The sequence below is a fragment of the Kordia sp. genome, from assembly GCF_050633145.1.
In the GTDB taxonomy this organism is placed as follows: Bacteria; Bacteroidota; Bacteroidia; order Flavobacteriales; family Flavobacteriaceae; genus Kordia.
This window is the reverse complement of sequence record NZ_JBOEFY010000056.1, coordinates 16175-37311: the sequence shown is the minus strand read 5'-3', so window position 1 is coordinate 37311 and position 21137 is coordinate 16175. Positions and strand designations below refer to the sequence as shown.

Annotated in this window: 16 protein-coding genes; 8 read left to right on the top strand and 8 right to left on the bottom strand. The window is 33.2% G+C overall.

Annotated features, from left to right (window positions below):
- Positions 1-77: 77 nt before the first annotated feature.
- Positions 78-239, bottom strand: a complete 162-nt coding sequence (locus ACRBBL_RS22270; RefSeq protein ID WP_431371303.1) for a hypothetical protein — start codon at positions 237-239, stop codon at positions 78-80.
- A gap of 242 nt (positions 240-481) precedes the next feature.
- Here ACRBBL_RS22270 and ACRBBL_RS22265 point away from each other — a divergent pair, with 242 nt between their 5' ends.
- Entirely contained in the window at positions 482-694 is a 213-nt protein-coding gene (locus ACRBBL_RS22265) for a hypothetical protein (protein WP_431371302.1), read from the top strand.
- Positions 695-811: 117 nt separating this feature from the next.
- Here the strand turns inward: ACRBBL_RS22265 and ACRBBL_RS22260 are convergent, their stop codons facing one another.
- The 4 genes from ACRBBL_RS22260 to ACRBBL_RS22245 form a co-directional block, all read right to left on the bottom strand.
- Entirely contained in the window at positions 812-1240 is a 429-nt protein-coding gene (locus ACRBBL_RS22260) for a hypothetical protein (protein WP_431371301.1), read from the bottom strand.
- Positions 1241-1335: 95 nt separating this feature from the next.
- A complete protein-coding gene (locus ACRBBL_RS22255) occupies positions 1336-2628 on the bottom strand; it encodes a hypothetical protein (RefSeq protein WP_431371300.1) in 1293 nt (430 codons plus the stop codon).
- Between the two features lie 17 nt (positions 2629-2645).
- Positions 2646-4037 carry an HNH endonuclease family protein gene (locus ACRBBL_RS22250; RefSeq protein ID WP_431371299.1) on the bottom strand — a complete coding sequence of 464 codons (1392 nt, stop codon included), beginning with the start codon at positions 4035-4037 and terminating at the stop codon, positions 2646-2648.
- Between the two features lie 23 nt (positions 4038-4060).
- Positions 4061-6412 (bottom strand): P-loop NTPase fold protein, encoded by a 2352-nt coding sequence (locus ACRBBL_RS22245; RefSeq protein WP_431371298.1) that lies wholly within the window; start codon positions 6410-6412, stop codon positions 4061-4063.
- Between the two features lie 292 nt (positions 6413-6704).
- Here ACRBBL_RS22245 and ACRBBL_RS22240 point away from each other — a divergent pair, with 292 nt between their 5' ends.
- The 6 genes from ACRBBL_RS22240 to ACRBBL_RS22215 are packed head-to-tail and all read left to right on the top strand — an operon-like array spanning position 6705 to position 17070.
- A complete protein-coding gene (locus tag ACRBBL_RS22240) occupies positions 6705-8921 on the top strand; it encodes an HsdM family class I SAM-dependent methyltransferase (protein ID WP_431371297.1) in 2217 nt (738 codons plus the stop codon).
- 39 nt (positions 8922-8960) lie between these two features.
- Entirely contained in the window at positions 8961-10343 is a 1383-nt protein-coding gene (locus ACRBBL_RS22235) for a restriction endonuclease subunit S (protein ID WP_431371296.1), read from the top strand.
- Positions 10344-10354: 11 nt separating this feature from the next.
- On the top strand, positions 10355-10801 hold the full coding sequence (locus tag ACRBBL_RS22230) for a hypothetical protein (protein WP_431371295.1): 447 nt from the start codon (positions 10355-10357) through the stop codon (positions 10799-10801).
- Positions 10802-10807: 6 nt separating this feature from the next.
- A complete protein-coding gene (locus ACRBBL_RS22225) occupies positions 10808-14080 on the top strand; it encodes a DEAD/DEAH box helicase family protein (protein WP_431371294.1) in 3273 nt (1090 codons plus the stop codon).
- A gap of 57 nt (positions 14081-14137) precedes the next feature.
- Positions 14138-16087, top strand: coding sequence for an AAA family ATPase (locus tag ACRBBL_RS22220; protein ID WP_431371293.1), 1950 nt, complete (start codon positions 14138-14140; stop codon positions 16085-16087).
- Entirely contained in the window at positions 16084-17070 is a 987-nt protein-coding gene (locus ACRBBL_RS22215) for a hypothetical protein (RefSeq protein ID WP_431371292.1), read from the top strand. Before ACRBBL_RS22220 ends, ACRBBL_RS22215 begins: the two co-directional genes overlap by 4 nt.
- A 442-nt stretch (positions 17071-17512) precedes the next feature.
- Here ACRBBL_RS22215 and ACRBBL_RS22210 read toward each other — a convergent pair whose 3' ends face one another.
- The 3 genes from ACRBBL_RS22210 to ACRBBL_RS22200 form a co-directional block, all read right to left on the bottom strand.
- Entirely contained in the window at positions 17513-18280 is a 768-nt protein-coding gene (locus ACRBBL_RS22210; protein WP_431371291.1) for a DUF6261 family protein, read from the bottom strand.
- Positions 18281-18330: 50 nt separating this feature from the next.
- Complete coding sequence (locus tag ACRBBL_RS22205; RefSeq protein WP_431371290.1) at positions 18331-18597, bottom strand: hypothetical protein; 267 nt, start codon at positions 18595-18597, stop codon at positions 18331-18333.
- 1036 nt (positions 18598-19633) lie between these two features.
- Positions 19634-20338 (bottom strand): Bax inhibitor-1/YccA family protein, encoded by a 705-nt coding sequence (locus ACRBBL_RS22200; RefSeq protein WP_431371289.1) that lies wholly within the window; start codon positions 20336-20338, stop codon positions 19634-19636.
- Between the two features lie 461 nt (positions 20339-20799).
- On the opposite strand from ACRBBL_RS22200, the gene ACRBBL_RS22195 reads away from it, so the two are divergent.
- Positions 20800-21099: a GIY-YIG nuclease family protein gene (locus tag ACRBBL_RS22195; protein WP_431371288.1), complete on the top strand. Its 300-nt coding sequence runs from the start codon at positions 20800-20802 to the stop codon at positions 21097-21099.
- The last annotated feature ends 38 nt before the right edge of the window (positions 21100-21137 follow it).

Sequence of the window (21137 nt, the reverse complement as noted above, 5' to 3'; positions counted from 1 at the left end):
AAACAGATTGCCACTCGTTTTTGCAAAACGTTCGCAAAGACGTTTCAAACACTTCTACATTCAAAATTAGATATTCATTATTCAATATTTCCTTTCGTTTCATTGGCTTTTTGCACAATCGCCTTTAGCCTCGCTTTCGTAGCTTCTTTTTCTGCACGCTCTTTGTTGAGCTTTCGTTGCATCAGCTTGGTATGCTTAGCTTTGTTTTTGGTATTTTTTTGCTTTCCTTTTTTGGGCATTATATGAGTATTTCAAACCACAAAGATACATTTATTTTAACCTTTTCTATTTCCACACATCTACCTTATAAACAAATAGTTAAACAATATTTTCTTTCCACTTACAATATCGTTGACCTGCACAAACTCATGTTTTTCACTTTTTTTTCGTAACAAAAACTGTAAAAACACTCTTCATTGAAAAAGCGTTTGTATTCCTAATACGCATTTCAAAATTTAGGAGTTTATTTAATCTTTATATTATGAAAAAAAAGAGCCTAAAATCATTAAACCTTAACAAAAATTCAGTTTCTAATTTAACAAAATCTGCTGTTACTGGTGGAAGAACTAATGGTGTTACACGTGCTACTATTTGCTTAAGATATCAGAATGCTGATGAATTATTGACTAAAACAAATACGATTGTTACAAATTTTGTTTCTGGAGGAATTCATGAAACATGCTGGAGATGCTAAGTTTTTAAATGAGTTTAGATATAGTCATGGTCGGAAGAGATTCCGACCTTTTTTGTTTTTAGATATTAGAAGTTTGACGTGTTCGAAAACTTATTTGCTTTTTTTGAGTATGATTCACTATGTCAACATCATTACGACCAGATATAATATAGGTAGAAACATTGCAATGCACATCAATGTATATGATATGTTTATAAACTTTTTTGATTTATCCTCAAGAGTAATCGATTTATTAAAACTTTTCTGCTTTTGTTCATCACTTGTTACATCTGTCGTCATTGCGATATAATGCCCTCTTATATCACGTTCAAAAATCAAATTCTTTAAATTCAACATAATACATATTAAAAACAATAGTAGCGATATGACAAAGACCAATACCTCTTCTGCTCCTCTAGGTCTAATCAATTCAACTAATTTAACGTTTCCATACAGTCCAAATCCACAAATAATCATACTGACAATTTCTACGCGTCTGCCGTAATATTTGTAGTCATCAATTGCTGTTTTTTTAAAATCGTTTTGGTTATTTCCTTGAGTATTCATATTTGGTTTTATGTTGTTTAAGTTTTAGAGGTTTATTTGAGTTGATTTTCTGTTGCATGAGTTTTGTATGCTTGGCATTGTTTTTTGGGATACTGTTATAGTGACATTTCTGATCTAAAGGTAGTAATAGTTAAAATTTTTATAGATTGAGCTATTTCATCTTTATTATCCTCTTTTAATTCATTCTCGACTTCTTGTAAAAATTCTTCATCTATAATATTTACTAATAAAACAGGGAGTATTTGTTCCTCAGCATACGCTGATAACTCTTTAATTCTTTGAATATCTCCAGATAGCTTTCCAAAATGTTTTCTAAGTTTACTTTTTAGCTTATCTTTTGTTGTATTAATCTTATACATTTTTGTTTCTACAAAGACACTTTTTTCTTTTTGCTTATTAAAAATACAATCTACTTCAATATCATCAAGAAATTGTTGGTTCGTTTTATAAGCTACATCATATTTCTCTAATAAGTTTATTAATGCATTTTGCAATAAGCCATCTTTTTCTCTTATAATTTCATATATATCTTTATGAAGATCATAGGGTACAAAATATTTTACTTTTTTTGCACATATTGGACATTTCAAATTTTTTAGTTTATTTGGATCTAGCTTTAATTGAAAAACGCCTCTATAGGTTCCTGGTTCACAATGAGTACAATCTACATACGCATCTTCCATACTTGCTGATATAATACCACTTTCATACAAATAATGAAATAACTTAGTTCTTGATTTAAAATTATCTTCACTGTTTAATGAATTAACTAATATTTGATTTGTTTCATATAGTGTTTTATATACTAAATTTACATAAAGCTCTTTGATTACCTTTACAACTTCTAAAAGGGTTTCTATGTTTTTTTCTGTAAGTATCGGATTATTTTTTTTGACTAGTAATTTTCCCTTAGTGAATTCAACTACTTCACCAATTGTATTCAAATGATGACCTATGAGCTTATATTCTTTTAGAAATTCAATGATTGTAGCCTCTCTTTCCTCATTGTTTAATACAAATCTAACTAGTAAAATTAAAGAGCTTATAGGATTTTTTGAAACTTTGTCCTTAAGTTGCTCTACCAAATCTTCAATCTTATCCTCAAAAAGCTCCATCAAAATTGGCCCAAAATGTTCCATTTTAGAGGTAATCATCTCTTGCATTTGCAGATTATGATTATCACTCCTGTATTTTATGGTATCGATTGTAAGACTTTCGTCAATTTCTACATTAGAAATAATAATTCTTGGTAATGAATAACGAAAAGACTTTCCATCAACATCTAATGTTTTAGTATCCAACAATTCTTCTTTAGATAATAAAAACAAATTTTGACACGTTTGATTCTTCCAAAATAGGTTATAGAATTTTTTAGTGATTAGGCTCATTTATAATATTATCATTATTAATTATTACTCTTTGCTAAATTGTGTGCAACGCATAAAAGTTCTCCATTTTCTAATACAGTTTGTCCTCCTTTAGAATGCGGCAATACATGATCTGCTTGAAAATTTGACCAACTCACTCTGCATTCTCTCTCTGGTTTTCCTTCTCGCAAACATTGTTGACACATTCCTTTTCCTTTTCTGTAAATAAGAATGCGTTGCAATTCAGAAAATGCTCTATTTGAATCTTTTTCTTTTAATTCGATTTCATTATCGGATAAGTATTTAAAAAACATTTGTCTTAATATGATATCACGAACTTCTATATCTGCTTCTCCTTGTTGACGACGATTACTAAACGTTAGCATATCATTATCATCCGTAGGATCATAGGTTTTCCAACGTTTGTAAAAGTCATACATAAATTTACGAACTTGTTCTTTTACATGTACTTCCATTACATAGTACATACGTAAATGACGTACTAACATATACATAGAAATGATAAAGTACTCAATAGATAATTCTTTGATACCATTCTTTTCATCCAACATTGGATCGTCTTTGAAGATACCGTAAAACGCATTGAGGTTACTCTTCACATTTTTCGCCACATTTTCATTTTCAAATGAATAATCAGCAATACCATTCTCTGTTTTATAGTCGTTAATAAGTTCCATTATTTTTTTATCACTCAAATCGGCATAACCGCCACCTAATTCAATCAATAAAAAACGTGCCATGAACTGTAAATGCTTCATTCGATCGTTTTTCACATTCAATAACTTAAAAAACGAATGCTTGTTAGGATTAGCATCTATAGGTTTATAATTTTCGTAATCAAATGTAAAATCATCCGAATATTTAACAATAAAGTTTCTACTCAAACTTGAAAGTTGGGCATGCGCTACTTCCATATAATTTAAAGATTCTCCTTGTTGCAATCTCCAAAATATTTCAGTGGCTATAATTTGATGCTCAGCATTATGTGGTTCTTGAATATCATTAATAACATCTGCTTGATATTTAAGCGATTTATCAATGAAACGCTTAATATCTGTACTTAAATCTTCATAATACTTTCCTGCGAGTCCTTCTCCTAAGTTTCCAACTGATTTTGGCAACGAATATTTGTTAGCGAAGAAATCTTGCACCGTCGTAATTCGTTGCTGTCCATCTACAATTTCATATACCGTATTATGGGTATCTAAGCGAACTTCTCTAATGACTAACTTTGGAATATAATAACGTCGAAACAAACTATCCATTAAGTCTTGTTTTTTCTTTTTATTCCAAACTACTTTACGTTGATAAGGCGGACGCGTAACATAGTCTTCTTTATAATCAAAAAAATCTTTGATACTGATGTCTTTAGATGTAATAATGTATTCGGGTTTTGGATTGAAAGCCATAGGTCATATATTTTTTTAATTTACTAATAAGGTGCTACAATTTCTATAATTTTATTGGTAGAAGTTTTTAGTTTATCAGAAATATTAAAATCTTCTAGTATACTTTCAATATCATTCTTTTTATCTTCCGATTTATTATTTCTTCTTTTAATTATCTCTTCCATAATTAATTCACACCAATCGCTATCTAATTTTTCGTAGTTATTAAAGTGCTGACCAATATTTCTTGCTAATAAATATCGATACATAAAAATTCGTAATTGGCGTGGTGTTACTCTTTCGGTAATATTTTCTGCTTGTTCTTTTAATAATTCTAGTTCGTTTACCGTAATCGCATAGTTAATTTCTTTCTCTTCTTGGTTCTCCTGTCTTGCCATACGATGTTCTTGATTATTACGGATAAGTCCATAACCATCAGCACTTTCAGGTTCATTTACATTATTCCTTTCTGCGCTAGACTCATCTTTATCTTCTTCTATTTTTATATCTTGAACACCTATTTTTTGTGCATAACTATCTAAAATTTCATTTTTCTCATCGTTATATAAAGGCGGTAATTTTAAACATGAAATAAAAAGTTTATCCATATATTCTTTTACCAATGTATGATGTCTATCGGCTTTTTCATTTTTTAGAAAATTTGTATACTTCCACTGTATAGCTCGTTCTAAAATATCCTCATCAATAGCAGCTACAATAATGACACGCATTAAAATTTCATCATCCTCTAGCATCACTCGCAAGGCATCAATTACTTGAATCAAACGTTCTTCTTGACAACGGTCAATATCATCTACAAACAATAATAAACGTTTTTGATTATTCTTTAAATATTCAATAGATTTCCCCTCTTCTTCTCTAAATTCAGTTTTCATCCAAGCGCGCAGAATATATTTTAATTCTTCCTGTATCTCTGCCTGCACACCCAATAATTTATTAAAGTTAGGTTTGTGTGTATACCTTTTTACTAATCGTTTTCCTTTATCTCCTAACTTCCAAGCTTTATTTAAAAATAACAATACTTGAATTGAAATACTTGTTCCTAAAAAAGCAGTCCAAAATTTTACATCGTTTAAAAAATTAGGATAAAATATCACTATCAAAACCGCTAATAATGATACCACTATAAACATGCTCAGATTGAACATACCATTTCGAATACGGTTCAATCTAAACAGTAATCGCGTTTCGTTCCACTTTGATGCTAAAGGATAATATATATATCTTTGAAACCATTTCCCATGTTTGCGTAATTCATCATTCTTATGCGTTAAATAGAGTTCCATTATACTTTGATACAAATACGCCCAAACACCTTCCGTATCTTGATATTTCCATGCATGAAATTTTAAATAGTAAAATTGGTTTTCCTTTTTTTCATTATTTGCTTTCTTATGATGTGTTAGTTTAAGCTCTTCTTCCACTTGACGCATAAAATAGGTTTTCCCTCTTCCCCATTGCCCAAAAACCCCTAGCATTTGTCCTGGACTATTTTTTAAATTTCGAATTAAATTTGCAAAACTTTTACTCAATATCCCTACATCTAATTTTGGCTCAAAATCGTAATCATGAGTACTATATCCATTTCCAAAAATTGCGCTAGGTTTTCTTTGGGGACTAGCATTGATAATTTTTGGATCTCCAAAAAACAAGTCTTCTACACTTGTAATTCTTGCTGCACGATAAGTTATATTCGTGGGATTTGCATAATGTTTACCAAACCATAACTCAGTTACTTGTTGTTTTACTTTTTCTTGTTGAATTTGTCGTATACCAGCTTCAAGTTTATATTCAAATTGTTCCTCTTTTGGCAAATCATAAATAATTGCATCTGACACCAATATCCAATCGCCCCAATCAACCTCTAATTTCTTAAATTCTTCTTCTAAACGCGCATAAGGCGATTTTGTAATGGATTGCATATTACCATTTAAACGTGCAACACCGTTCACGGTATGACCATCAGTAATAGCTACTAAATCTCCTAAACTAAAAGTATATTTCTCAAATGTGATAACTATGTTTTCACGTATAAGTATGTCAAAAAAATTTGGCTTTCCACTTCCCCAACGTGTGCCTAATTTCCAAACTCTTCCCGTAGTTCCACCTTTTAAATATTTTCCATCTTTGTCATATATAGGAAACCCCATTCTTACCAAATAATCATTGGTGGGAGCACCACCATTTAACGCATATTTACTAGGATCTAAGCCTTTAAATCTTCCTGCTTCGCGTATAATTTCTTTAGGTGGATACAATTTTCCCGAAATTAAAACGTCGTATTTTGTTGATGGAATTAAATTAGTAAGATCAATACTTTCTGTAGCGCTTAATACATCACCTCTCGTAACAAGTTTTGCTAAATTCTCAGCCATTTTGTATGGTTTATAATTCTCGTTGTGAACCTATTCATTTTACAGATCAAATCCTTACGGTTTCCCATAAAACAAATCCAATAAGTTCATCTCCCTAAAGTAGGAAAAAACCATAAAATAATTACTACACTCCTTTCTTTTTATATAAAATCACAGAAACGAAAACGCAACGCTCAGTAATGCAATTACATACACCAAAAAAAACTTAAAACACTTTGCATACGGGAATCCGTAGCGTGCCTTTTTTATAAATACACTATATTAGCAATTCTATATACACCGATCCGAATACATGAATAATATCCTACAATACGAATCCGAAGTATGGTCTACGGCTGACTTACTTATTGGAGCAGGAATCAAACAATCTGATTTTCCAAAATACATGATGCCGTACTTTGCTCTTATCATGCTTGAAAGCCGATTGCAACGACGTTACACCGAATTATTAGACGAATACAATGTAGCTTCCGCTGATGAAGTGGAAAGTTTAGAAGATTTTTTAGCTGACTTTAAAGATGACAACATCGGATATAATAAGGTCGTTATTAAACAACGAATTACCTTAGCAGATCTCTGTAAGAATGACAAAACGTTTGACAATGATTTTGACACCTATTTAAAATCGTTTGATACAGATACCAAAGAACTCTTAGGTGTCGATCGTGGAAATACTGAAGAAAAATACCTAGACATTTCTGGCGTAAGCGGACAACTGCGTAAAAAAGGAATTTTGTTTGATACGGTAAAAAAGTGGAGTGAAATTGATCTCGTACCATTCAACAATTCCGAAATCACAACACTTGAAGAACACATCAAACGAAAATGGGCAGACATTTCTGCGGAAACTGCCGGAGAACAATACACACCTGACGACATTATTGCACTGATTTCAGAAATTATTCTCTCCAAAATAGAAGACAATGGAGAGTTTTTAACGATTTACGATCCAACCTGTGGCGGTGGAAACTTGCTTTTTGGTGTGGAAGATATCATCCAAAAGAAATACGACAGACCAACCAAAACCTACGGAGAAGATTGGAGCGATAGCTTATATGCACTCGCCAAAATAGAGAGTCGTTTTCGAAAAGATTCCGACATTCGCTACGGAAATACACTCACAGAACTATCCTTTATTGAAAAGAAATTTGATGTCATCGTTGCCAATCCGCCATATGGAGTCGATTGGAAAGGCTACCGAAAAGACATTCTCAACGATACTTCAGAGCGTTTTCACGACACGCCATCCATTTCCGATGGACAGTTTCTATTTACGCAACACATCTTGCATCAACTAGATCATAAAGGGCTTGCCGTAGTAGTACACAATGGTTCTACGCTATTTAGTGGCGATGCTGGAAGTGGCGAAAGCAACATTCGCAAATACTTCTTTGACAATGACTATGTAGAAGCCATCATACAAATGCCTACGGACGAATTTTTCAACACAGGCATTTACACATACCTTTGGATCTTCAACAAAAACAAAGCCCAAGCGCGTAAAGACAAAATCATTCTAATCAACGGAAGTGACTTTTACGAACCGCTCAAAAAAAGTAGAGGAAAAAAGCGAAAACGCATGGAACCAGTCAACCGGAAAACGATTTTGGAAGCGTTGACCAACTTTACCGACACAAACTACGCAAAGGTATTTGACAAATGGCACTTTTACTTTAACAAGCAAGCCATTATGTTGACCAATATAGACGAATACGGAAAAACTTTAGAAGATGTCTTACCCATAAAACGTAACAAAGATGGTGACGAAATCAAAGCAAAATCAATAAAGTTGATGCCTTCAAAAATTACCTTTGAAGAAGATGCAGGATTCGACATAGAGACAAAGTATCCCAATTTGGCGACGCAAGGGATTACAGCCTCAACGCAAATGAGCATTTCACAGTTTTTCATTACGGAATACGATCCTAAAGAACACAATTCGTTACATGCCTATTACACAGACGAAATAAAACAAATGATTCAGGCAATTGATTATAAGGAAGATAATCTAAAAATAATTACAGAAGATAAGTCAGTATATTATTACGACAAACACATTGCCACCATTTTTAAAGGGAAACTTACAGAAAAAGAAACAGAAATTACAGAGTATGATGGTACGGTAAGTATAGAAAAAACAGAAAGTATTGACAACAAACAAGCTTTAGGTTGTGGAAAGATAAACTTAAAAGCTAGTTTCAAAAAAGCAACGAAGACCAAAGCAGCTTCTATTGTGATTTCAGTGGAATTAACACCCGATTACGAAAAAGACTATGAAATCATCCCGTATCATCCAAATGCGACGCACAACCAACAACAGATTGATGCGTTTATGGCAAAATACATCAGCAAGCCATTTCGCTATATAGAAAATACAGTAGGTGTGGAAATTAACTTTAACAAAGTATTTTACAAACCTGAAACCTTACGCTCGCTTTCTGAAATTACCACCGACTTGGACAATTTAGACAAAGAACTCAAAGTACTCGAAAGCCAGCTCAACCTATAAAACGTCATCCTGAACTCGATTCAGGATCACACACAACACATGACACAAAAAACATATACAAGTTACAAAGATTCTGGCATAGAATGGCTTGGAACTATTCCAAAACATTGGGAAGATAGCCATCTAAAAAGAGTTTGTAAATTAATTAAAGATGGAACACATGCTTCTATTCCTAGAGTTGATAAGGGTTTTCCTTTATTAAGTGTTAGAAATATTGTTAATAATGAATTCATAAACCTTGAAGATGATAGCTGTATTTCAAAAAAAGATTATTTATCAATAACGAAATCTTTTAAAGTTGAAGAAGGAGATATTCAATTAGCTATTGTAGGTGCTACTATGGGAAAAGTTGCTGTTGTTAAAAAATTAAAACCTTTTGCTACACAGCGTAGTATAGCAACTATTAGAGTTCATCAAAAATATCTAAATAATAGATATTTATTTTATTTTATGCGAGGAGAAAAATTTCAAAACTTTCTCTGGAACAACACTAATTATTCTGCTCAACCTGGCATTTACTTAGGTACTATAGAAATGATTAATGTTTTTATTCCTCCCAAAAAAGAACAACACCAAATCGCACACTATTTAGATGTCAAAACCAAGGCTATTGACAAAAAAATACAGCTTTTACAACAACAAATAACACAGTACAAAGCTTATCGCAAAAGCTTGATTAATGCTGTTGTGACAGGAAAACGTTTGGTGAAAGACAATACAACAATAGCTATTAAAGCTTCCAAAACCAAAGACAGTGGTATTTCATGGATTGGAAAGATTCCTAAACATTGGGAAGTAAAACGTATCAAAGACATCTTCAATATTAGTCGTGGTCGAGCTATTGGTAAAACTGAATTAAAGTCAAATGGGAAATACCCTGTTTATTCTTCCCAAACAAAAAACAATGGAATACTTGGCTACATTGACTCTTATGATTTTAACGCAAATTTGTTAACATGGACAACTGATGGAGTTAACGCTGGTACAGTTTTTATAAGAAAAGGGAAGTTTAATTGTACAAATATTTGTGGAACACTTATAGTTAAAAACAATTCTATATTGTCACTCAAGTATATGGAATATGCCGTACAAGAGAGCACAAAACACAATAAACGTATAGATACAAATGGAGCTAAGATAATGAGTAATGAAATGTCTGTAATTAATACTATGTTACCTCCAAAAAAAGAACAACAAGAAATCGCCAACTATTTAGACCGTACAACAAAAACCATTGACAAAATTGTTGAAAATCTACAAACACAAATAAGTACCTTACAAGAACTCCGTAAAACACTCATCAATGATGTGGTAACAGGGAAAGTATCTATTTTACATACCCAAGAAGCCAAAGATGCAGGAGAACGCTATGAAGAAGACGCAGCTATGGAACGAAAACTACATACACTACGCCGCTTATAAAACCAATACCTATGATTGCCAACAACAAACCTTTTCAACTTATACTAGACGCATACAACACAGAATGTTTTACTATTTACTGTGTCTTAAGGTCTTTAAAAGGATATCCTGCTATTTATTATAATGACTATACAGATGAAGAAGGCATGATGCATACACTTAGTTTTGCATTCTTGTGCGAACGTTTTGTATACCACATCACTAAAAATCAAGGGAATTATGTAGACGAGTATCCCGAATTAATATACGAATTATTCTTAGAAACTGATGTTGCTACCTTTGAAGAAGAATTGGAAAAAACAACAGCTATTATTGTAAAGGATATCAAAACACTCTTTCCCTCCGAAAAATTAGTGCTTTCATTTTTTGGAACTATATTTAAGATGGAAACCAAAGCAGAACCTTTTGAAGGTTCTTATATGGACGCGCTTGATTTTTATCAAAATTACATACACTAAACTACCATGGACGAATTAGGGCTGCAACAAAAATACATACTCGACTTTTTAACCAATCACGGTTACGGATTGCGCTACAAAGAAGTCAAAGCCAATACAGTTTCTAAATTGTGTTTTATAAAAGAAGACCTAAAATATGTCCTAAGTGAAACTTCTCAAAACAAAGTTGCGTACCGAAAGTTGCTCAAAACTTACAGCAATGATGAAGATCAATTATTGGAGGAGTTTATGACGTTTTTAAACAAACGTATTGGAGAACAAACCAATATGGCGTTATTCTTCAATAAAAACAAATCGGTCACGTTCAAAAGTATAAAGTTCAACTTGTTCTATCCTAGTGGAACGCTCACTGGTGGCGATGCTTTATTTGAAGAAAATCAATTCTCAGTGGTACAGGAATTTCCGTTCATTTACACACACGAAGGAAAACAACAATTTCACTTTCGTCCAGACATTAGCTTTTTCCTCAATGGTATCTTTTTTGGCTATTCAGAGCTAAAATCAAACTACAACAACCAAAACGCACACAAAAACGGAAAACTCAAAATTGCCAACGATTACCGAAAAGCGGTAACAGGTTATCTCGCTATTGCAGATGGGAACGATGTGTCGAAAACGATTCGCAAAGACTTTTTAAAAATATTTGAAAAAGCCATTCACATCACCACTACAGATGTTGAAGAAACATATATCATTAGAAACATTAGCAACTTTTACGACGAAATAAAAAAACAAGTAGAAAGTAGCCATCATGAATACGAGCACTATACAAAACTAATGAAAGATGCGTTAAAACCGTATCCACTTTTACAACCAAACGCTACACGCAAACAACGTTTTGAAGAAGTATTTACAGCTTTGTACAGTAAAAAAATGATTGAACGCGAAATATTGTATTACAATTTTTTAGAGCGTGAATTGGTAAAAGGCGAAAAAGGAAACACCAAAGAATACCATCACAACGACGGACGTTTAATAGCACCACGACCAAAACAAAAGTTTGGCGCAGACAAAATCATTGCCAAAATAGACGAGTTTTTAGCACATGAAGACGAACCCAATTATTTTATAGACAAACTACGTGCGCAACTAACGGCAAAAAAAATAGGCAAGCAACAAATAGAAGAGCTCATTGCCAAAAGGTTAAAATACCAAAACAATAAAAATGTGTATTCCTTACTCTTGCAATACGCCGCAGGATTTGGGAAAAGTAACATTATTGGTTGGACTGCATTGCAACTCAAAGACATTTACAGAAATAAAGAGTTTGTGTACGACAAAATATTATTGGTGGTAGACAGAGTACAATTACGCGATCAGTTGGACAGCAAAATGTACAACATGAACATCAAAAAAAACATGTACATTGAAGCCAACAACCGCAAAAACTTTTTAACAGCTTTAAAAACAGACAAACGCATTGTCATTGTAAATCTTCAAAAATTTGGAAGCATAGGCGATTTCTTAGACGATCAGGTTTTAGCACAGCTCGCTACCATGCGCATTGCTTTTTTAATAGATGAAATTCATCGTTCTAACAGTGGCGTGCAACACGAAGAAATGATTTCGGTCTTTGACGAATTGCAACACCGTTTTGATGCGAATGAAAACTATACGAAAAACAAACAAAAAAAGAATCTAATTATCGGTTTTACAGCCACACCAAGTGACGTAACGCTGGCACGCTTTGGAGAGTTTAACACCTACGCAGAAGCGGAAAAAATTTGGGCGCCATTTGACAGTTACACCATGAAAGAAGCCATCGAAGATGGTTATATTTTAAATCCGATTGACGGTATTCTGCCTGTTTCGGCTAAAATGTACTTTGAAAAGCCTGAAGATATTTTAAAAGGTTTTGAAGGCGATTATGGGTATGATGTCCCAGACAATACAAGTACAGGTGTAGACGATGATGGCAAAAAATACCGCATCAGTAAAAAGAAAATTTACGAAAACGAAAATCGCATAGAAGCAATTTCTAAATTCATTGCCAAACGTTTAATGACTGCGGTATATCCAAACATTCGTGGGTATGCAAAAGCCATGTTGGCAACTGCATCGATTCCTGCGGCGATCAAATATCGTAAATACATTAAAAAATATTATGCGGAATTAGTAACTGAAAAAAAATATCATAAATATAAAGACGCACCAATCTATATTGTATACAGTTCGGATGGACAAAAGTATGTAAGTGCGACTACTTTAAACGAAAACCTTTCAGAAGCAAAAGTATTACAAGAGTTTGCTCGTAACAAAAATGGGCTCATTATCGTAGTAGACAAACTGCAAACTGGTTTTGACGAACCAAAATTACATACGTTATTTTTAGACAAGGAAATTCGTGGCATCAATGCCATTCAAACGATTTCTAGAGTCAATCGTACGGCTAAAAACAAATTAGATTGTAAAATAATTGATTTATCGTATAAAAATGTAAACGTTGGTAATATCAAGCAAGCTTTTGAACACTTTAGCAATGTGGTGGTTAGTGACTTTGATCCAATTGGACAAGAAGAGCGCATGCAGGAACTTTATGAAGAACTGCTATTAGAAAAGCTTTTTGTAGACCACTTCCCTACTTTTAAAACCTATCAACAAAGTGACAAAGAAGATATATCAGCAATTCTTGACTTTGAAAACGCGGTTACGCAATTTGTAAAAAATGATTTAGAAACGGCTAAAAAATTAAAAAAGCTTGTCAATCACTATTTTAAAATATTGAATCTTATCAATTATGTCATTGAAATTGATAAAAAGTATACGGGTGATTTCTTTACAGAATTCTGGCAGCGTTTCAGCATCTTATACAATTCGCTCACCGCTACCGATGAACTTGTAGATGATGTCTCTATTTACTTTGACAATAAAATTGGAATCGTCGCTTTGGGAGAGGAAACTGCTCCTGTAAAAAAGCCAGGCGTGAATGAACCATCTGAAAGCTATGGAAATTCAAAACAGTATAAATTTGACATCTTAGCAGTGATTGAAAAGCGTAATCAGGAAGAAGATGAAATAGAAGCGTTGATAGAAGAATTTCAAGAAAAAATAGAAGCATTCTTTGCATATATTCGTTTACCAAAAAATGGGAAATACCTAATGGCAAAAATAAAAAACGCTGGTGTTGCCATTGATGAAGAAGAAATTTACGAAGACTTCAAAAAAATCTATGAGAAATACATACGTCGCAACCGAAAAGCATTGGGTGATTTCTTTATCAAACAAACCAAAGACATTGTAAATCAACTTTGCGATGATTTTGAAAAGACGTTACAATAAATAATACAGTAATTCCCCTAAACTGCTGTCACATGTATAAACAAACACAAACTAACTATGAGGCTTGCAGCTATTTTTATACCGGAAAATACATTTCCACATCTCTTTGGAAAAGATCACGAAGAACTGACCATCAATTTAGGAGGAAAGTTTTTATACACAGTAAAAGGTGTTACAGTAACCAAAACTGAAAATCCTCAATTCATCCCTTACTTTTGGGGAGAAAACATTTCATTAGTATCTGCCATTGTAGGTGCTAATGGAACTGGAAAAACAAGTTTATTAGAAGTTTTTAGAACTAAAACTATCTGTGAATTTATTTATGAAGACAGCTCTTATAATCATGATTATAGAGTTGAAAATACTAAAGATTATCAAAATGTATTCTATTATTCACAACATTTTAATATTAATCAAGAAGCAAGTCAATACGGAAACTACAGAAATTTATCTAAATATCATATGATGTTAGACGATGTTGGTAGTGAACAAATAGGGCTATCAGCACTTTTAGAACTTCATAACTCAGAAAACTTAAAACGTTGGATTCGCGCTATACAAGCTGATGAATTACAGGAGATTATTACTGAAACCAAATTACCTTCATTTTCAGGTATCAATATCAAGATAAATTATATTTCAGTAGAAGCACATCAAACTTCTTATCGATTCAGACCATTTTTTAAAAGTTTTGTAGAATTAATCGATGAAGAAAGGACTCGACGTGAAATAGAGATTGTTAGAAACTTAAAACTAACTAGAGAAGATATTGAAAAAAGAAGAGGCTATTATTTTCAAAAATTACGCTTGGAACTAGAAATTATCAAAAGAATCATTACAAAAGTACAAAGTATACTAGAAGCATCAGGAAACAAATACTTAGAGGAAGGCTATGTAAACAATGATCTTACTGTAAATTCCGAAGAGTTTAAAAGCTTAAGTAGTACTAAAGAAGCTTTTTATCTATTTTTAGCCCATGCGTATGTACAGCTTACTCCAAAAAGTAAAAAAATATACTTTCCTGTTGAAGAAATAAAAAACCTGCTAGAAGCATTATTGAAATATGTACCAGAAAATGAAGACATCGACAACTGGACAATAATGCCAGTAGATTTTAACGCTGCTACGGAGATCCTAATTGCTTACAAAGCGTTTTTAGTTGCCTTTAAAAAAGACTTTGCTTATGACAAAAAAATAGCTTTGTCGTTTTCTCCTAATAAAAATTTGAGTTCTGGAGAAAAAGCAATGTATGATTTATTCAGTTCGTTTTATGATATGAAATATCGAATTGAGCAAAATTTACTTGAATCTTTTGGGCTTTTTCACAAGTCTAATGAGATAAATGATCATTTTTTATTATTAATTGACGAAGGAGATTTAGGCTTTCATCCACAGTGGAAAAAAAGATACATTGATACGCTTCTAAAAGGTTTTCAATGTATATTTCCTGAAAAACAAATTCAGATCATTTTTACAACACACGATCCCTTAACCTTATCAGACATTCCAACACACAACATTACCTATTTATCTAAGAATGAACAAGGAATTACAAAAGTTGAAGATAGTAGTAAAAAGAAGTCTTTTGGTGCAAATATTACAGATTTACTAACAGATTCATTCTTTTTAGAAGATGGGCTCGTAGGTGATTTTGCCAAAGCAAAAATCAATTCGATTATTTCGTGGCTATCTATTAAGAAATTAGAAAAAGAAGTAAAACAATTAGAAGAAGAGGAAACCTTGATTCCATTGTCTCTATCAATTACAAAAAGAGAGGAACTAGAAATGTTAAAAGCTGAATTTGAAAACTTCTATGATGTTCAACCTAAAACACAATGGCGACAAATCCAAATCATAGATGAACCCATACTTCGAATCAAACTTCAGGAAATGTATGCTGAGATATTTGAGGAAAGTGAAAATACTGAAGATACTATTCGAATGGAAATTCAGCGACTTGCAGAAAAACTAGGGAAAGATGTAGAATTTAAAGACAAAGAAGAATGATTTCAATAGACGATACACTACCAAATGTCATTAAAGCAAAAGCAGAACATTACAAAGTAATAAATACCTATTTACGAAGAAGTCATTTACAGAAGAACACGCCTGTAACAGACTTTATTAAAGATAATTTAGATGACTTGATAAACGGAAAACCAGATGAACTTGAAGTATTAAATAAACAATTCTATGATTCGATTCCTAGATTCACAGCTAATGGCTATCAATCATATTTAGTTGCACTTGAAAAAAACAGACATAGAAGAACTTGGGCTGAGAGACGTTTGATTAGAAGATACAATAAACTTAGAGCTAAATTATATAAAATTATTAATTATGAAGACTGGTTCATTTCTTCTCCAAAATTATATGCTTATCAGTTAGCCGAAAATTTAGACAGAACTACCTGTACCTATTGCAATCGACTCTATACTAATACGGTAATAACTGAAGATGGCGCAAAAGTCATGCGTCCACAATTTGACCATTGGTTTCCTAAAAGTAAATTTCCGCTTTTAGCGCTATCATTTTATAATTTAATACCTAGTTGTAGTGTCTGTAATAGTTCTACCAAAGGCGATACTCTATTTGAACTGAATTCACACTATCATCCGTATGATAAAGGTATTTTAGATAAATTTACTTTTAGTTATGATTATGAGAAGTCATTAGATACTTACACTGTGAAAATTGCGCATAACACCCTAGATGTCAAAGCTAAGAAAACATTTGATGATTTAAACTTAGCTACCATATACAATGCGCATACATCAGAACTCAAAGATTTAATCACCATCAAAAAGAAGTATACCAAAAACTATATAGATACCATTCAAAAAGCCTATCCAAGTTCAGGCTTGTCGTATGATGAAACCTATCGTTTAGCCTTTGGAACTGAATACAAAGAAGAAAACTTTCATCAACGTCCATTCAGTAAGTTTAAAAAAGATATACTAGCAGAACTCAAAATAATCCCTAGTAAATAAAAAACCACCCAAACAGTTATAAAAACTAAATGGATGGTTTTAATTGTGATACGTCTTTTGCGAACGCAGGGAAGCACTTGTATAGAGCTATCGAGAAACGCTTTAATATTCTTAGCTGTTCTCGATACACCAAATTAATAATTTGGCACTCGAACTGACGTTTATCTATCACAACAACCAAACTGCGACGTCGAAAACTCCTTGTATGCTAAGTAAGTCGAAGTATGCAGTGACGTTTCGGAGTTGTTGATGCGTCAATTTGATACGTCTTTGCAAACGCAGTGAAGCAATCTGTAACTTCAAAAAACGCAATTGCACTATGATAGCGAGACTGCCGCGTCATGCTTCCTCGCAGTGACGTTTCGGAATTATTTTTTATTCAATAAACAGATTACTTCAGTCATACTTCCTTCGTAATGACGTATCATAAAACATGTATTAATTAACTTTCAGAAGCTTCTACATTTACATCTTCAGTAACATCCGAAATTGGACTGTCTTCACTGGAATCTGAACGGAGTCGTTGATTGATCGTTAGATTGTACTGCTTTGCCAATGCTCCAAATTCATTGACTAATTCTTGATGAATAGCATTGCTTCCTAAAGTTGCATGAGCTTCCGTATGAGCTACCAACTCACGATAGGTACTAATGACCACATCGCGTATTGCTGTAAAACTTGTAGCCGGATTGGCAGCAGATTCAGAGATACGTGCCAAATACCGATTGTTAAAAACTTGATTGGCTGTTTTTAATTCTGCTAACCAATCGCTCAAACCTAGTGTTGCAATTGCAGCAACAAGCGCTGCTTCCGTCTCCCATTCGGACATCATACTGTCAATCACAGCTGTTTCCGCTTGGTAATTCATTCTTGGAATATTGCTACCATAATTATTCATATTGTATAATAAACTGGTAGCAGCATTTTTTATGGTTTCATCAAAATGATATTGACTTGCTTCTAAGGTGGCTTTAATTCCTGTAAATGCGACATCACGTCTGTTGTCTAAATCAATTAACTCTTGTGTAATACCACTACTTTGCTCCTGTTGAAACAAATCGTCCATTTGTGCAATGAGTGTTGCCAATGCATCTCGTTGCGTAGTTAATTGTAAGCTGTCAACATCATTTGCGTTGACAAGTTCTAATACATCTTTCATGTATTGTAATAATTCGCTATTTCTGTAGCGAGAATAAACTGGTGTTTCCATAGTTCATCAATTTTAAATAATTCATAATTTTTTGTTCACTTTTTGGTGTTTTATTGAATAATTCGCAATAAAATACCGTTTGAAACCTTCTCGCAGCAATGCAGCAAGCTTTCCGACGCGTTTGGAAGCGTCTCGCAGACGTGCAACAAGCTTTCCGACGCGTTGAAATCGGTCTCGCAGCCATGCAGGAAGCTTTCCGATGCGTTGGAATCGTTCTCGCAGACGTGCAGGAAGCTTTCCAACGGATTTAAAAGCACCTCGCAGTCATGCAACACGAAAACTTTTGAGTACAGATGCGCACTGCAAGCGTGTTTCATACTGTGAATCTCATATTTTTTTCAAAAACAATTCCTATGAATAGTGATAAAACGAGTGAAATTCAGGCAAAACATCCGTAGTGGATTGTGGGTTTTCTTACGAGATGGTGGGTTGCATCTCGGCTCCGCTCGATGTGGCAGGTGCTGGTTGCTGGTTGCTGGTTGCTGGTTGCTGGTTGCTGGTTGCTGGTTGCTGGTTGCTGGTTGCTGGTTGCTGGTTGCTGGTTGCTGGTTGCTGGTTGCTGGTTGCTGGTTGCTGGTTGCTGGTTAANNGTTTCAAAACATAAACTCATAAACTTATAAACAAATAAACTTTGTTGATTGTCAATTTGTGAATTTGTCCATCTGTCCGTTCTTAAAAAACGTACTAATACCAAATACCCAAAACCTAATACCTATATCATCAACTAGAAATAAACTTTTAGGAATAGAGGTTCTCGACTGCGCTCGAACTGACAATTGAAATGTACTAATACCTAAGACCAAATACCCAAAACCTAATACCTAATACCTATATCATCAACTAGAAATAAGCTTTTAAGAATAGAGGTTCTCGACTGCGCTCGAACAGACAATTGAAATGCACTAATACCTAAGACCTAATGCCTAATACCCAAAACCTAATACCTATATCATCAACTAGAAATAAGCTTTTAAGAATAGAGGTTCTCGACTGCGCTCGAACAGACAATTGAAATGTACAAATACCTAAGACCCAAAACCTAACACCTTTATAGATTTGAAAATACTTTTTAATTTAAAATTTAGCATTCATAATTTCATACTACTTCTCGATACAATTTTTCTTCATTCTATTACGAAAAACCATTCGAAATGACGTTTTGAGTAGTCTAGAGATCTAGAGGTTCCCGTCTACGCAGGAACGAGTCTAAAGAGCACCTGCACTGAGCTTCCCGAAGTGAAGCACGTCTAATAATCTAAGAGCGAAGCGATCCAAAAGCAAAGCGATCCAAACAAAAAAACCGCTTCACATTGCTGCAAAGCGGTTTATTATTTTATAAAAAATATGTTTTGTTTATTCCTGTAAGAAGATGCTAATAATATACCAGAATAGTAACATTAATGAAGCAAACAATCCTAAAGAAGCTGCTACATATTGGTCTTCCTCGTACTTGTGAATCATGTTAGAAGTTTGGTATAAGATAGAACCTGCAGCCAATGCTACCATTCCTACGCTAAACCATAATCCTAATTCGAATCCTCCAAAAAATGTTCCAGCTACGATTAATCCCATTGCTAAGAAACCTCCAATAGTTAAGATAGAACTTAAGAATGAAAAGTCTTTTTTAGTCATGAATACAACCGCAGATAATCCTGTGAATAATGCCAAGGTCATAATTGCCGCTTGCGTTAATACATTTGTTTCATGCATGTTTCCAAATTCCATGGCAACATAAATTAACGGAACAAATATGAATGCTTCTGCCAGTACATATATAAATAAAGCAACGTGATGCGTGGTTTTATCTTTAGTTTTTAAGGCAAGTTTTTCTGCATAATTTGTCGCGAACATAAATAACCCTAATACAATCAACCATGTCCATCCTTGTGTCATTTGCAATCCAATATTTACAATAAAATCTGATTGTAAAAAAAGGTACTCAACTACTACGAATAGTAATACTGAAAAGGCTAAATAGGTATATGTTTTTTTGTAGAAAGCTACTTTTTTATCTTCTGCAAGGGCACTTACAGGTAATATTTGTTGAAATTCATCCATCTTTTTTCGGTTTTTTATTTATATCAAATGTACTATTTTGTTTTTAACTCTGCAATGCTATATATCTAAATCCTTGTTAATTGCTTGGGTTTGATCGCTACGTTCCGTTATCTTTTGATTGATTTTTGTAAAAATACTTTAAAAACATCCTTCAAACTAGTACGCTTATAAACTTTTTAACGCAATAACACAGTCTATTACTTCGCATCACTTGTGCTATTGGTATGTTTGTTTTGGAATTTGTTACATTTTACGTTTTGGTTTTAATTTAAACGTCATTGCGAACGCAGTGAAGCAATCTGTTACTTCAAAGGACAAAAGTGTTTTCCTAAGAAGAAGATTGCCACAAGTTTTTCCAAAACTTTCGCAAAGACGTTTCTAAGAAGTTTAACAAGATAATGAAGTGGTTCAAGAGTCAAGCAACCTCTTTATAATGATAAAAAACTATTATATTCGCTTTTATGAAGAATCCTTGTATCTACTTCCTAACAAACAAAAATAACACAGTCATTTATATTGGGGTGACTTCTGATTTAACTAAAAGAGTCTATCAACATAAGTCAAAAACATATAGAGGGTTTACTTCTAAATATAATTGTGATAAGTTGGTGTATTTTGAAGAATTTCAATCAATCGATGAAGCTATCGTTAGAGAAAAACAATTGAAATCAGGAAATCGAAAACGTAAAGAAGAACTTATTAACAAAGAAAACCCCGATTGGAACGACCTTTCTGAAGGTTGGTTATTTTGTTTTGATTAATTTGATTCCTCATTACAAACGCAGTGAGGCAATCTGTT